Annotated in this window: 8 protein-coding genes and 3 pseudogenes; 8 read left to right on the top strand and 3 right to left on the bottom strand. The window is 73.6% G+C overall.

Annotated elements, in window-relative coordinates; translation table 11 throughout:
• Positions 1-587: 587 nt before the first annotated feature.
• Positions 588-1,415, top strand: coding sequence for an AfsR/SARP family transcriptional regulator (locus tag L6E17_RS04360; protein ID WP_236239398.1), 828 nt, complete (start codon positions 588-590; stop codon positions 1,413-1,415).
• A 117-nt stretch (positions 1,416-1,532) separates the two neighbouring features.
• Positions 1,533-2,978, top strand: a complete 1,446-nt coding sequence (argG, locus tag L6E17_RS04355) for an argininosuccinate synthase (RefSeq protein WP_236239397.1) — start codon at positions 1,533-1,535, stop codon at positions 2,976-2,978.
• Positions 2,979-3,458: 480 nt separating this feature from the next.
• On the opposite strand, the gene L6E17_RS04350 is transcribed toward argG, so the two are convergent.
• A complete protein-coding gene (locus L6E17_RS04350; RefSeq protein WP_236239396.1) occupies positions 3,459-4,724 on the bottom strand; it encodes an alpha/beta fold hydrolase in 1,266 nt (421 codons plus the stop codon).
• A gap of 177 nt (positions 4,725-4,901) precedes the next feature.
• Here L6E17_RS04350 and L6E17_RS04345 point away from each other — a divergent pair, with 177 nt between their 5' ends.
• From L6E17_RS04345 to bla, 6 genes and pseudogenes are all read left to right on the top strand, one after another.
• The gene (locus L6E17_RS04345; RefSeq protein WP_236239395.1) at positions 4,902-6,662 is read left to right on the top strand and encodes an ABC transporter substrate-binding protein; all 1,761 of its coding nucleotides are present in this window, start codon (positions 4,902-4,904) and stop codon (positions 6,660-6,662) included.
• Positions 6,663-7,045: 383 nt separating this feature from the next.
• Positions 7,046-8,053: an ABC transporter permease gene (locus tag L6E17_RS04340; protein WP_374108984.1), complete on the top strand. Its 1,008-nt coding sequence runs from the start codon at positions 7,046-7,048 to the stop codon at positions 8,051-8,053.
• The gene (locus L6E17_RS04335) at positions 8,050-9,036 is read left to right on the top strand and encodes an ABC transporter permease (protein ID WP_236239394.1); all 987 of its coding nucleotides are present in this window, start codon (positions 8,050-8,052) and stop codon (positions 9,034-9,036) included. The genes L6E17_RS04340 and L6E17_RS04335 overlap by 4 nt, the downstream gene beginning before the upstream one ends.
• A pseudogene (locus L6E17_RS04330) lies at positions 9,036-10,045 on the top strand (ABC transporter ATP-binding protein). Before L6E17_RS04335 ends, L6E17_RS04330 begins: the two are co-directional and overlap by 1 nt.
• A pseudogene (locus L6E17_RS04325) lies at positions 10,042-11,032 on the top strand (ABC transporter ATP-binding protein). Before L6E17_RS04330 ends, L6E17_RS04325 begins: the two co-directional pseudogenes overlap by 4 nt.
• Positions 11,033-11,065: 33 nt before the next feature.
• Positions 11,066-12,042, top strand: a pseudogene (bla, locus tag L6E17_RS04320) (class A beta-lactamase).
• A gap of 58 nt (positions 12,043-12,100) precedes the next feature.
• On the opposite strand, the gene L6E17_RS04315 reads toward bla, so the two are convergent.
• Complete coding sequence (locus L6E17_RS04315; RefSeq protein WP_236239393.1) at positions 12,101-12,238, bottom strand: methionine/alanine import family NSS transporter small subunit; 138 nt, start codon at positions 12,236-12,238, stop codon at positions 12,101-12,103.
• On the bottom strand, positions 12,238-13,770 hold the full coding sequence (locus L6E17_RS04310) for a sodium-dependent transporter (protein ID WP_236239392.1): 1,533 nt from the start codon (positions 13,768-13,770) through the stop codon (positions 12,238-12,240). Before L6E17_RS04310 ends, L6E17_RS04315 begins: the two co-directional genes overlap by 1 nt.
• Between the last annotated feature and the right edge of the window lie 71 nt (positions 13,771-13,841).

Genomic DNA, 13,841 nt, shown 5'->3' with positions numbered 1-13,841 from the left:
GCCAGGTGCCGGCAGGAAGCCGTCGACGAGGAAGGCCGCAGCGACTGGTTCCCCTTCCAGGGGCGGTTGCGGTACGCGGACCGGACGACGCGGCTGCCATGGGGGTGCGGTGCAGCAGGAGCCGGCGGGCGAGGGTGGCGCGGTTGAGGGCGGGCGGGGAGAGCACGGGCAGGGCGCCGGAGCGGCTGTTGCCGGCCATGCGCGCACGCTACTGGTCGGCGCGGACGGATCCTGTCCGCGAGGGGCACGACTCCGACTCCAGTGGGCCACGTGGCGCGCGGCGGTAGAACGGACGGGAGGGACCGGTTACCAAAGGCCGCTTGAAGCGCGCTTGACGCCGACTTGACGCGCCTGGGACGGAGCGGACCGGCACCTGTGGAATCTGATCGAACCCTGAACTCCGGGGCGTTGATCCGCACCGGGTGCCCGGGGAGGCTGGACGGCGGGGTCCGGTGAGGCGCCTTTCCCGTAAGGCGCCCCACCGGAGAGACACGAAGGGGGGCCGGGTCGTGGACGAGGGACTCATCGGGACCGTGACGGACGCGCCGCGCGACCGGTCTGCCGTTCTGAAGAGGAGTCGATTCCGCATGTACTTCAAACTCATGGGCCCGTTCGAGATCGCCACCGAGGACGGCAGGACGTACCGTCCCGCCACCCCGAAGGTCTGCCAGACGCTGGCTCTGCTGCTGACCCGGCCGAACGAGATCGTCACGGCGGACAGCCTCATCCAGGAGCTGTGGGGGGAGCGTCCGCCGCGCAGCGCGGTCACGACGCTGCAGACGTACGTGTACCACGCGCGCCGGATGTTCGTGAACGAGGAGCTCGCGGCGCCCGGCCGCTCGCTGATCGTCACCAGCCCGCCGGGCTACTCCATCCAGGTGGACGACGACGAGGTCGACATCAGGGTCTTCGAGCGGCTGGTGGCGCAGGCGCGCGACGAGCTGGCCGACGGGGACGCCGTGGCGGCCCTGCGGACGGCCCGGCAGGCGCTGGGCCTGTGGCGCGGGCCCGCGCTGTCGAACTTCCCGGCGGGTGACGTGCTCAGCGGGCACATCGTGCACCTGGAGGAGCTGCGGCTGCGGGCGTACGAGATCCGCATCGAGGCGGCGGACCGGCTGGGGCTGCACCGGGAGTCCATTCCGGAGCTGCGCCGGCTGATCACCGACTACCCCCTCAACGAGTGGTTCCACAGTCGGCTGATCTCGGCTCTCGGCTCCTCGGGCCGGCGGGCGGAGGCCCTCCAGGCGTACCAGAACCTGCGGCGGCTGCTGGCCGACGAGCTGGGCCTCGAACCGTCGAGGGAGCTGAAGGAGCTCCAGGTGCGGCTGCTCAGCCCGGAGCCCGCGGAGGACTCCCCGTGGTCGTCCCCGCGGGTGCCGCAGCGGACGCTGGTCGGGCTGAAGGCGAGCGCCTGAGCCGGGCGGCCCGGCCGCGGGCGGGGCGACACGGCTCCGAGCCCCCCGCGGCCCCGCCGCCCGGCCCTCCGACCACCCCTCTTTGCATAGACATGCTGCAGCATGCATACTTTTCACATGTCCAAGGTCCTCACCTCCCTGCCCGCCGGCGAGCGCGTCGGCATCGCCTTCTCCGGCGGCCTCGACACCTCGGTCGCCGTCGCGTGGATGCGCGACAAGGGCGCCGTCCCCTGCACGTACACCGCCGACATCGGCCAGTACGACGAACCCGACATCGCCTCGGTGCCCGGCCGCGCGAAGACCTACGGCGCCGAGGTCGCGCGCCTGGTCGACTGCCGGGCCGCGCTGGTCGAGGAGGGCCTGGCCGCGCTCGCGTGCGGTGCGTTCCACATCCGTTCGGGCGGGCGGGCGTACTTCAACACCACGCCGCTCGGCCGCGCCGTCACGGGCACCCTGCTGGTCCGGGCGATGCTTGAGGACGACGTGCAGATCTGGGGCGACGGCTCGACCTTCAAGGGCAACGACATCGAGCGGTTCTACCGGTACGGGCTGCTCGCCAACCCGCACCTGCGGATCTACAAGCCGTGGCTGGACGCGGACTTCGTGACCGAGCTGGGGGGCCGCAAGGAGATGTCGGAGTGGCTCCTCGCCCACGGCCTCCCCTACCGGGACAGCACGGAGAAGGCGTACTCCACCGACGCCAACATCTGGGGCGCCACCCACGAGGCGAAGACCCTGGAGCACCTGGACACCGGCGTGGAGACCGTGGAGCCGATCATGGGCGTGCGGTTCTGGGACCCGGAGGTCGAGATCGCCCCCGAGGACGTCACGATCGGCTTCGACCAGGGCCGCCCGGTGACGATCAACGGCAAGGAGTTCGGCTCCGCCGTCGACCTGGTGATGGAGGCCAACGCCATCGGCGGCCGGCACGGCCTGGGCATGTCGGACCAGATCGAGAACCGGATCATCGAGGCCAAGAGCCGCGGCATCTACGAGGCGCCCGGCATGGCCCTGCTGCACGCGGCCTACGAGCGGCTGGTCAACGCGATCCACAACGAGGACACCCTCGCGCAGTACCACAACGAGGGGCGCCGCCTCGGCCGGCTCATGTACGAGGGCCGGTGGCTGGACCCGCAGGCGCTGATGGTGCGCGAGTCGCTGCAGCGCTGGGTCGGCGCGGCCGTCACCGGTGAGGTGACGCTGCGGCTGCGGCGCGGTGAGGACTACTCGATCCTCGACACCACGGGCCCCGCGTTCAGCTACCACCCCGACAAGCTGTCGATGGAGCGCACCGAGGACTCCGCGTTCGGCCCGTCGGACCGGATCGGCCAGCTCACGATGCGCAATCTCGACATCGCCGACTCGCGGGCCAAGCTGGAGCAGTACGCGGGTCTGGGCCTGATCGGCACCGCGAACCCGGCGATCGGCGCCGCCCAGGCGGCCGCGACCGGACTGATCGGCAGCATGCCGGAGGGCGGCGCCGAGGCCATCGCATCCCGGGGCGAGGCGTCGGACGAGGACGAGCTGCTGGACCGCGCCGCCATGGAGTTCGGCACGGACTGAGCCGCCGGCGGGGCGCGGACCGGAACGGCACAGGGGTGGCACCCGGCCGGACCCGCGGCCCCGCGAGGCGCAGGGGCGGCACGGGCGTGACCCGCGGCCCGCGAGGCGCGGGGGCCGGTACGGGGGCGGACCCGCGGCACTGACGGCACCGACGGCTCGGAGGCCGGTACGGGGCGGGACCCGCTGGCCCGTACGGGCACGGAGCAGGTACGGGCCGGGACCCGCGGCCCCGCGCGGCGTGGGGGCCGGCACGGCGGCGGACCCGCGGCACTGACGGCACCTGACCGCACGGGGGCCCGTACGGGCTCGGGCTCGGGTCCCGCGCTGGGGCCGAGGGCCCGGGACGCGGGCCCTGGCCCGCCACCGGTGGCGGGCCCTGTCCACCGGACCCACCACCGGCCCTGGCGCCTTCCGCGCGCCCGGGCGTCCCGGCCGCCCGGCCCGTCGGCGACGGCGACCGCCCCGGCCCGGAGCGCCGGGCTACGCCCGCCCCACCGCCATGTCCATCAGCCGGGACAGGACCCGGCCGCCGGAGACGTGCACACCGTCGTGCTCCCACTCGTTGGTGACCCAGACGCGCGCCGCCCCCACGGACCGGGCCGTGGCGAGGGAGAGCCCGGCGTCCACGTACATGTCGTCGTGGTAGACGAGCGCGGCCAGCGGGACCTCGTTCGCGGCCAGGCGGGCGGGGTCGTACAGCGGCGGCCAGTCGGCGCGCTCCGCCAGCAGGTCGGCGGCGCCCGCGAAGGGGCGCAGGCCCGCGATGTCACGGAACATCCAGGGGTACATCATCTCGCCGGTGAGCAGCAGCGGATCGGCGTCCTCCGCAAACTCGGGGTGCGCGGCGAGCGCGCGGTGGGCCGCCCAGCCGGTGGGGCCGGCCCCCTGGCCGTACAGGGACTCCTGGAGTACGCCGTAGAGGGGGTTGCCGGTGAAGCCGGTGAGGGCCGCGACCTGGTGGAGGAAGGTGTCGCTGAGGCCGCCCGCGGGGTCGAACGCCTCGTCCAGGAGCCAGTGGAGGCGTTCGAAGCCGTCGCCCATGCCGAGGGCGAGTCCGAGGGTGCGCAGGCGGCGGGTGGTGAGGCGGTCGCCGTCGGGGAGGCGGACGTCCTCGGCGTCCAGGAGGTCGGCGATCTTCCGCAGGAGGGGTGCGTCGGCGGGGTAGCGGGCGTAGTGGGCGTGGACGCGGTCCCGCACACGGGGGTAGGTGCGGGCGTAGACCTCTTGGGCGGTGGCGGTGAGGCCCGGCAGGCCGCCGGTGACGTAGCAGGCCCGCAGTCCCTGCGGGGCCCGGGAGAGGTAGGTGAGGGTGAGGAAGCCGCCGTAGCTCTGACCCAGCGTCTCCCACGGCTCGTCGCCGCAGAGCCGGCGGCGTATGAGCTCGGCGTCGTCGACGATCGCGTCGGCGCGGAAGTGGGACAGGTGGGCGGCGAGCGCGGCGGCCGAGGGGAAGCGGGACGCGGCCCGGGCGGTGACCGGGGTGGAGCGGCCGGTGCCGCGCTGGTCGAGCAGGAGCACCCGGTGGGTCTTCACCGCGCGGGCCAGCCAGCCGGGTGAACCGGCGCTGGGCCGGGGGGACTTGCCGCCCGGGCCGCCCTGGAGGAACAGCAGCCAGGGGAGGCGCTCGCCGGCGCGGGCGGGGTCGGCGACCTCGCGGGCGAAGACCTCGATGGCGGGGCCGTCGGGGTCGGCGTGGTCGAGGGGGACGGTGAAGGTGTGGTCGGCGGTGGCGTAGGCCGGGTTCATCGGGTCCCTTTCGGCTGGCGCGGCAGCCCTTCCGGTGGGGTGTGTCGGCGGCCAGTCTGTCTCAGGTGTCGTCCGACGTCCCGTCAGTGCAATTTCACATTACTATGTTACCGGTCACATTCCAGCCCCGGTTGTACATCGCCGTGCGGCTGTTCCCACTGCCACGGAGTGACCCAGATGCGCACCCGCACCCGTACCGCCCTCGCCGCCGCCGCGCTCGCGGCGTCCCTCACCGCCGGCGCGTCCGCCTGCACCGGCGGCGCGCCGTCCGGCGCCGACCGCGGCAGGGGCGGCGCCGCCAACCCCGCGACGGCCAACGCCGGTGCGGTCGTCGGCGGCACCCCGCAGAAGGGCGGGACCCTCACCGTGCTGTCCAACCAGGACTTCACGCACCTCGACCCGGCCCGCAACTGGGTCATGGGTGACATGGACTTCGGCACACGGCTCCTGTACCGCACCCTCGTCACGTACCGGGCCGCGCCGGGTGCCGGGGGCGGGGAGCTGGTGCCCGACCTGGCGGAGGACCTCGGCACGCCCTCCAACGGGGCCAGGACATGGACCTTCCGGCTCAAGGAGGGGCTCAAGTACGAGGACGGCACCCCCGTCACCGCGCAGGACGTCAAGTACAACGTGGAGCGGTCCTTCTCCCCGGACCTGCCCGGCGGACCCGACTACGCCGCCCGCTACCTCGCCGGCGCCGAGGGCTACCAGGGGCCCGCCGGAGGCAGGCACCTGGACTCCGTCAGGACACCCGACGACCGGACCATCGTCTTCGAACTGCGCAAGCCCTTCGCGGAGTTCCCCTACGCGACGGTGCTGCCCACCTTCGCGCCCGTCCCCAAGGCGCGGGACAAGGGCCCGCAGTACGACAACCGGCCCTTCTCGTCGGGCCCGTACAAGATCGAGTCGTACGCCAGGGACAAGAAGCTCGTCCTGGTCCGCAACCCGCACTGGGACCCGGCCACGGACGAGGTGCGCAAGGCGTACCCCGACCGGATCGAGGTCGTCATGGGCCTGAAGGGCGGTCAGGTCGACGACCGCCTCATCGCCTCCTCCGGCGCCGACGCCTCGGCCGTGCCGTGGAGCAGGCTGCGCCCCGAGAGCACGCCGAAGGTGCTCACCAGACCCGAGGTGCTGAAGCGGCTGCTGGCCGAGTCCAGCAACTGCGTCGACATGCTCCAGATGCACACCGGCCGCGCGCCCTTCGACGACGTGCGGGTGCGCCGGGCCGTGCAGTACGCCCTGGACCGCGAGGCGCTGCTGACCGCGGCCGGCGGCCCCGCCCTCAACGAGGTCGCCACCGCGGCGATGCCCGGCTCGCTCTTCGACGGCGGCAAGCAGCCCGACGTGCTCGGCATCCCGGCCACCGGCGACCCGCAGAAGGCCAAGGCGCTGCTCAAGGAGGCGGGCAGGGCCGACGGGTTCGCCACCAGCGTGACGGTGTCCACGGGGGACAAGGCCGTCGGCGAGGCCGTCCAGCAGTCCCTGGGGCGCGCCGGGATCAAGGTCACCATCGAGACCGTCGACCCGTCCGCGTTCTACGACACCATCGGCGACACGAAGAACCGCACCGACCTCGTGTACACCGGCTGGTGCCCCGACTACCCGTCGGGGTCGACGTTCCTGCCGTTCGTCTTCGACGGCCGGTACGTCAAGGAGAAGGGCAACTCCGGCAACCACTCCCTCTTCCGGGACGAGCCGACCATGCAGCGGATGGACGAGATCGCCGCGCTGACCGACGCCGAGCAGGCCGCCAAGGCGTGGCAGGAGCTCGACGGGGAGATCCTGCGGAAGGCCCCGGTCGTCCCGGCGGTCAGCGAGCGCATGCCGCTGCTTGTCGGCACCAATGTCGCGGGCGCCTTCGGCCACACGTCCTTCGGCGGTCAGATCGACTACGCGACGGTCGGTCTCAAGGACCCGTCGAAGAGCGGCAGCTGAGGGACCGGGCCGACATGACCACCTCCTCCCCCGCAACGCCCGGGGCACCCGAACCGTCCAGGACACCCGACACACCTGGGGCACCTGGGGCACCTGGGGCACCCGAGACGCCCGGGGCATTCACGGCACCCCGAACGCCCGGGACAGCCGGGACATCCGGGGCTTCCGACCCGCCCGTGCCGCCCGAGGTGCCAGGGGCTCCCGACACGCCCGTGCCACCCGCCACGCCCGGGGCATCCGACCCGTCCGCGGCGCCCCGGACGCCCGGGGCAACCGGGATACCCAAGACACCCGGGGCACCCAGCACGCCCGGGACAGCCGGGACATCCGGGGCTTCCGACCCGCCCGTGCCGCCCGAGGTGCCAGGGGCTCCCGGCGCGCCCGTGCCACCCGCCACGTCCGGGGCATCCGACCCGTCCGCGGCGCCCCGGACGCCCGGGACAGCCGGGACGTCCGTGCCCCCGGCGGCGGCCGCGACCGCCGCGGCCCCGGGGGCCCGCAGCCCCTGGCAGCTGGCCCGGGCCGAACTGCGCGGCCGCGCCTCCGTGAAGGTCTCCCTCGGCGTCGTCGTGCTCTTCGCGGCCATGGCCGCCGCCGCCCCGCTGCTCAGCGCGCTGGGCGGCTGGGGCCCCGACGAGTTCGACAAGTCCGCCGTCGACCCGTACCTGGGCGGGCTGCCGATCGGGCCGCTCGGCGGCATCTCGGCCGAGCACTGGCTCGGCGTCGAACCCGTCACCGGACGCGACCTCTTCGCCCGGGTCGTGCACGGTGCCCGCGTGTCGCTGCTGATCGCCTTCGCGGCCACCGCCATCGTCGTGGCCGCCGGCACCGCCGCCGGGATCGCGGCGGGCTACTTCGGCGGCCGCACCGACGCCGTGCTGTCCCGGCTGATGGATCTGACGATGTCGTTCCCGTCCCTCATCTTCATGATCGCGATGATGTCGGTGGCGCGGGACGTCGACCGGATCCTGCTGATGACCGCCGTCATCGGCCTGTTCGGCTGGCCCGGCATCGCCCGCGTCGTGCGCGGGCAGACCCTGTCGCTCAAGCACCGCGAGTACGTCGCGGCGGCCCGGGTGGGCGGGGCGGGCCCCTGGCGGATCCTCACCCGGGAGATCCTCCCCGGCGTCGCCGGGCCCGTCATCGCGTACACCACCCTCGTCATCCCCGGGATGATCGCCACCGAGGCGGCCCTCAGCTACCTGGGCGTCGGCGTGCGCCCGCCCACCCCCTCCTGGGGGCAGATGATCGCCGAGGCCGTCGCCTACTACGACACGGACCCCATGTACTTCGCCATCCCGAGCACGTGCCTGTTCCTGACGGTGCTCGCCTTCACCCTGCTCGGCGACGCGCTGCGGGACGTCCTGGACCCGAGAGGAGCCGGCAAGTGATCGCCTACCTCGCGCGGCGGCTGCTCGCGGTGGCCGGCGTCCTCGTCGCCATCGCCGCCGTCACCTTCACCATCTTCTACGTGCTGCCCTCCGACCCGGCCGCCGCCGCCTGCGGCAAGGCGTGCAGCGCGGAGCGGCTCGCCGCGATCCGCGCCCACATGGGCCTCGACCAGCCGCTCTGGCGGCAGTTCGCCGACTTCGTCACCGGTGTCTTCACCGGCCGCACCACGGGCTCCGGCGCCTACGCGCTGCGCTGCGAGTTCCCCTGCCTGGGCTACTCGTACGAGAACAGCGAGGCCGTGTGGGACCTGCTGGCGGACCGGCTGCCGGTCTCCGCGTCGCTGGCCGCGGGAGCCGCCGCGCTGTGGCTGCTGCTCGGCCTGTCCGCCGGGGTCACCGCGGCGCTGCGCAAGGACACCCTCACCGACCGGGCGCTGATGGTCGGGGCGGTGGCTGCGGCGTCGCTGCCCGTGTACTTCACGTCCGTGCTGCTCATCTACGGGCTGATCCGGGTCACGGGGCTGCTGCCCTACCCGGAGTACGCGCCCCTGACGGACGACCCGGCCGGCTGGGCGTCGAGCCTGCTGCTGCCGTGGCTGGCGCTGGCGGTCCTCTACGCCGCCATGTACGCCCGGCAGAGCCGCAGTTCGATGATCGAGACCATGGCGGAGCCGTACATCCGCACGGCCCGCGCGAAGGGGCTGCCGTACCGGACGGTCGTGGTCAAGCACGGGCTGCGGGCCGGGATGACGCCGATCCTCACCCTGTTCGGCATGGACCTGGGCGGACTGCTCGCCGGAGCCGTCATCACCGAGTCCATCTTCGGACTGCCCGGCGTGGGGCGGCTGTTCTACGGCGCCCTGTCCACCGGGGACCAGCCCGTCATCCTCGGGGTGACGCTGCTCGCCGCCGCCTTCATCGTCGTGGCCAACCTGGCCGTCGACCTGCTGTACGCCGTCGTCGACCCGCGAGTGAGGTACTGATGGGCGCCACCCTCGATCCGCTGCTGTCCGTGCGGGACCTCTCCGTCTCCTTCCCCACCCGGCAGGGCCCCGTGCGGGCCGTGGACGGCCTCAGCTTCGACGTGCCGAGGGGCCGCACCCTCGGCATCGTCGGCGAGTCGGGCTCCGGGAAGTCCGTGACCTCCCTGGCGGTGATGGGCCTGCACACCGGCGCCGAGGTGAGCGGCTCCGTCGCGCTCGGCGGACGGGAACTGGTCGGCCTGCCGGAGCGCGAGCTGAACCGGCTGCGCGGGCGGCGCATGGCCATGGTCTTCCAGGACCCGCTGTCGAGCCTCCACCCGTACTACACCGTCGGCGAGCAGATCGCCGAGCACCACCGGGTGCACTTCCGGTCCCGGCGCGCCGCCGCGCGGGAGCGGGCCGTGGAGGCGCTCGCGGAGGTCGGCATCCCGGAGCCGCGGCGGCGGGCCGGGGAGTATCCGCACCAGTTCTCCGGCGGCATGCGCCAGCGCGTGATGATCGCCATGGCGCTCGCCTGCGAGCCGGAGCTGCTCATCGCGGACGAGCCGACCACCGCGCTGGACGTCACCGTGCAGGCGCAGATCCTGGAGCTGCTGGCCCGGATCCAGGAGGAGCGCGGACTGGCCGTCGTCATGATCACGCACGATCTGGGGGTGGTGGCCCGCGTGGCGCACGACGTGCTGGTGATGTACGGCGGGCGGGCCGTCGAGCAGGCGCCCGTGGACGTGCTGTTCGCGGCGCCCGCGCACCCGTACACCCGGGCCCTGCTGGACTCGCTGCCCCGGCTCGACGACACCGACGACGAGCCGCTGCGGGCCATCCCCGGCAGTCCGCCGTCCCTGCTCGACCCGTCCCCCGGCTGCGCGTTCGCCCCGCGCTGCCCGCGGCCGGCCACCCTCCCGGAGGACGCCCCCGGGCGCGCTGCACGACGCTGCGGCCGGTCCTCTCGGGCCCGGCCGGGCATCCGGCCGCCTGCCACTTCCCCGCATACGAAGGCGTCGCCTCATGACCACCGACACGTCGCAACCGCTGCTCTCCGTCGAGGACTTGACCGTGGCGTTCCCCGGCCGGGGGCGACGCGGCCGGGCCGCGCCCGTACGGGCCGTGGACGGGGTGAGCTTCACGCTGGGCGCCGGGGAGACGCTCGGGCTCGTCGGCGAGTCCGGGTGCGGCAAGTCGACCACCGGGCGGGTGGTCGTGCGGCTGCTGGAGCCGACCGGCGGCACCGTCACCTTCCGCGGGCGGGACATCGGGCGGCTGTCGCAGCGGGAGCTGAAGCCGCTGCGCAAGGACCTCCAGATGGTGTTCCAGGACCCGCACTCCTCCCTGAACCCCCGCCAGACGGTGGCCGGGATCATCTCCGACCCGCTGCTGGTGCAGGGCGCTTCCGCCGCCGCGGCGCGGGCGCGGGCCGCGGAGCTGATGGAGCTGGTGGGACTGATCCCCGAGCACCTCGACCGCTACCCGCACGAGTTCTCCGGGGGCCAGGCCCAGCGCATCGGCATCGCCCGGGCCCTGGCGACCGGGCCCCGGCTCGTGGTGGCCGACGAGCCGGTGTCCGCGCTGGACGTGTCCGTGCAGGCGCAGATCGTCAACCTGATGGAGCGGCTCCAGCGCGAACTGGGACTGGCGTACCTGTTCATCGCGCACGACCTGTCCGTCGTACGGCGGGTCTGCGACCGGGTCGCGGTGATGTACCTGGGCCGCATCGTGGAGATCGGCGCCAGGGAGCGGGTGTACGGGGCGCCCGCGCACCCGTACACGCGGGCGCTGCTGTCCGCCGTGCCGCTGCCCGATCCGGCGGCGGAGAGGGCCCGGCGGCGGATCACGCTGCCGGGCGACCCCCGAGCCCGGCCGCTCCCCGCCGGGCTGCACGTTCCACCCGCGCTGCCCGAAGGCGCAGCCGCTGTGCCGGGCGGAGGCACCGCCGCTGCGGGCCCTCGCGGCGGGCGAGCAGCGCCAGGTCGCCTGCCACTTCCCGGAACAGGAGAAGTAGGGCGACAGCGCGCCCCGGTACCACCGGTGCAGGATGCAACCAGCGTGGCGGCTGGGACGTCTTGGCGGGTGTCCGCCCGTCGACAGAGAGGCACACACCGTGGATCTCGTCCGTGATCGTGCACGTCCCGGCCGCCGCGCGTTACTGACCGCGGGAGCCGCCGCCGCGCTGACCGCCGCCGCGGTCCCGTCCGGCACCGCGCAGGCCGCCGCCCGCGCGCCCCGCGCCGTCGGCGGCTGCGGGGGCTGGAGCGGGAGCACGGCGCGCGGCTGGGCGTGTTCGCCTACGACACCGGTACGCGCCGGGTGGTGGCGTACCGGCAGGGCGAGCGCTTCCCGATGTGCTCGCTGTTCAAGCCGCTCGCCGCGGCCGCCGTGCTGCGGGACCTGGACCGGGACGGGGAGTTCCTGGCCCGGCGGATCCCCTACGGCGCGGAGGACCTGGAGACCGGCTGGTCCCCGATCACCAAGGACCGCGTCGGTGCGGGGATGACCGTGGAGGAGCTGTGCGACGCCGCCATCCGCCACAGCGACAACACCGCGGCGAACCTGCTGCTGCGGGAGCTGGGCGGGCCCACCGCCGTCACGCGGTTCTGCCGGTCAGCGGGTGACGGGGTGACCCGGCTGGACCGGTGGGAGCCTGAGCTGAACTCCGCCGAGCCGTGGCGGGAGACCGACACGACCACGCCGTACGCCATCGCCCGGACGTACGGCCGGCTGGTCCTCGGCGGGCTGCTGGAGCCGCGGGACCGGGAGCGGCTGACGGGGTGGCTGCTCGGCAACACGACCAGCACCGAGCGCTTCCGCAAGGGCCTGCCGGCGGACTGGGTGCTGGGCGACAAGACGGGCGGCGGGGCCTACGGCACCAACAACGACGCGGGGGTCACCTGGCCTCCCGGCCGTCCGCCCGTCGTGCTGGCGGTCCTGACGACGAAGCCGGAGCAGGCCGCGCGGCCCGACGACCCGCTGGTCGCGGAGGCGGCCAGGATCGTGGCGGCCGCGCTGGACTGAGCCCGTGGCGACCGCCGTACGCCGGGCCGGTTCCCCCGCGGGAGCCGGCCCGGCCGCGTCACTCCGCCTTCTCGACGCCCTGCGGCCACGGCTCCGGCTCGTCGGGGTGCGCCCGCAGCCGCAGGATGGCGGCGACGAGACCGCCCCAGACGATCGCCATGGCCACGATCATCATGATGACGGCGCCTGTGGACATCACGTCTCCTTCCGGTCGGCGGTGGCTTCCATGTCGAGGTCGATGTCCTCGCCGCCCTTCCTCCAGTGGACGAGGGTGAGGAGGATCCCGACGACGAGGGCGCCGGCGGCGACGCTCCAGCCCGTGGCGAGCAGGAACCCGGTCGAGTAGCCCTCGTAGTTCTCGTCGAACTCGGCGCGCAGGCTGTCGACCATCATCCAGCCGAGGACCAGCGGCGTGATGACGCCGAGGCAGATCCGCCACCAGTGGCCGAGGCGGATGGCGGAGGTCTCGTCCGCGTTCGCCTGGAGCATCGGCAGGGCGCGCAGCACCCAGGCGATGACGATGAGGGAGATCAGTGCGGCGAGGGCGATGCCGTACTGGTTGATGAAGTGGTCGGCGGAGTCGAGCAGGTAGAGCCCGCTGTCGGTCGGGTACAGCAGGATCGACACGAGGGCGACGAGGCCGCCGACGCCGAACACGGCGGGCATGCGGCCCAGCCCGGTGCGGTCCTGCACGGCGGAGACGACGACCTGCACGATCGAGATCAGCGACGACAGGCCGGCGATCACCAGCGACACGAAGAAGACGACGCCGAAGAGGCTGCCGAGCGGCATCTCGTTGATGACGGCCGGGAAGGCGACGAACGCGAGGCCGAGGCCGGAGCTGGCGACCTCGCCGACGGGGACTCCGGCGTTGGCGGCCATGAATCCCAGGGTCGCGAAGACCCCGATGCCGGCGAGGATCTCGAAGGAGCTGTTGGCGAAGCCGGCGACCATCGCGGAGCCGGTGAGGTCGGCGCGGCGGCGCAGGTACGAGGCGTAGGTGACCATGATGCCGAAGCCGATGGACAGCGAGAAGAAGATCTGTCCGTACGCGGCGACCCACACGGTGCCGCTGCCGAGCTGGGACCAGTCGGGGGAGAACAGCGCGTCGAGGCCCCGGCTCGCGCCGTCGAGCGTCAGGGAGCGGACCACGAGGGCGGCGAAGAAGACGACGAGCAGGGGGATGAAGACCTTGTTGGCCCGTTCGATGCCGCGCCGGATGCCGAAGGCGAGGATGACGAGGACCACGGCCCACACGGCGATGAGCGGCCACAGCACGCCGGGGACGTAGCCGGAGGGGGCGCCCGGCGCTGCGGCCACCTGGAGGAAGGAGCCGAAGAGGAAGTCCTCGGGGTCGGCGCCCCACTGGCGGCCGACGGAGAACCCCACGTACCGGACGGCCCAGGCGAGGATGAGCGCGTAGTAGGTGGCGATCACGAAGCTCACCGCGACCTGCCACCAGCCGAGCACTTCGGCGGGGCGGGCCATGGCGCGCAGCGCCGCCGGCGGGGACATGCGGTACTTGCGGCCGATCGCGTACTCCATGATCAGCAGCGGGATGCCGGCGGTGAGGAGTGCGACCAGGTACGGCAGGAGGAAGGCGCCGCCGCCGTTCTCGTAGGCGACGGCGGGGAAGCGCCAGATGTTGCCGAGTCCGATGGCCGAGCCGATCGCGGCCAGCAGGAATCCGGTGCGCGAGGCCCACTGCTCGCGTGGCTGCTGGGTCATGGGGGTGTCCTTGGGGTCGGGTACGCCGGGTGCGGGTACGCCGCGGAACTGACCTGACGGCACGGTAACCC

Source organism: Streptomyces sp. CC228A (genome assembly GCF_021390935.1).
In the GTDB taxonomy this organism is placed as follows: domain Bacteria; phylum Actinomycetota; class Actinomycetes; order Streptomycetales; family Streptomycetaceae; genus Streptomyces.
This window is presented reverse-complemented; position numbering and strand designations above follow the sequence as displayed.

Coding starts and splice junctions, on each gene's coding strand:
- L6E17_RS04360 (WP_236239398.1), top strand. CDS start 588: ATGTACTTCAAACTCATGGGCCCGTTCGAGATCGCCACCGAGGACGGC.
- argG (WP_236239397.1), top strand. CDS start 1,533: ATGTCCAAGGTCCTCACCTCCCTGCCCGCCGGCGAGCGCGTCGGCATC.
- L6E17_RS04350 (WP_236239396.1), bottom strand. CDS start 4,724: ATGAACCCGGCCTACGCCACCGCCGACCACACCTTCACCGTCCCCCTC.
- L6E17_RS04345 (WP_236239395.1), top strand. CDS start 4,902: ATGCGCACCCGCACCCGTACCGCCCTCGCCGCCGCCGCGCTCGCGGCG.
- L6E17_RS04315 (WP_236239393.1), bottom strand. CDS start 12,238: ATGTCCACAGGCGCCGTCATCATGATGATCGTGGCCATGGCGATCGTC.
- L6E17_RS04310 (WP_236239392.1), bottom strand. CDS start 13,770: ATGACCCAGCAGCCACGCGAGCAGTGGGCCTCGCGCACCGGATTCCTG.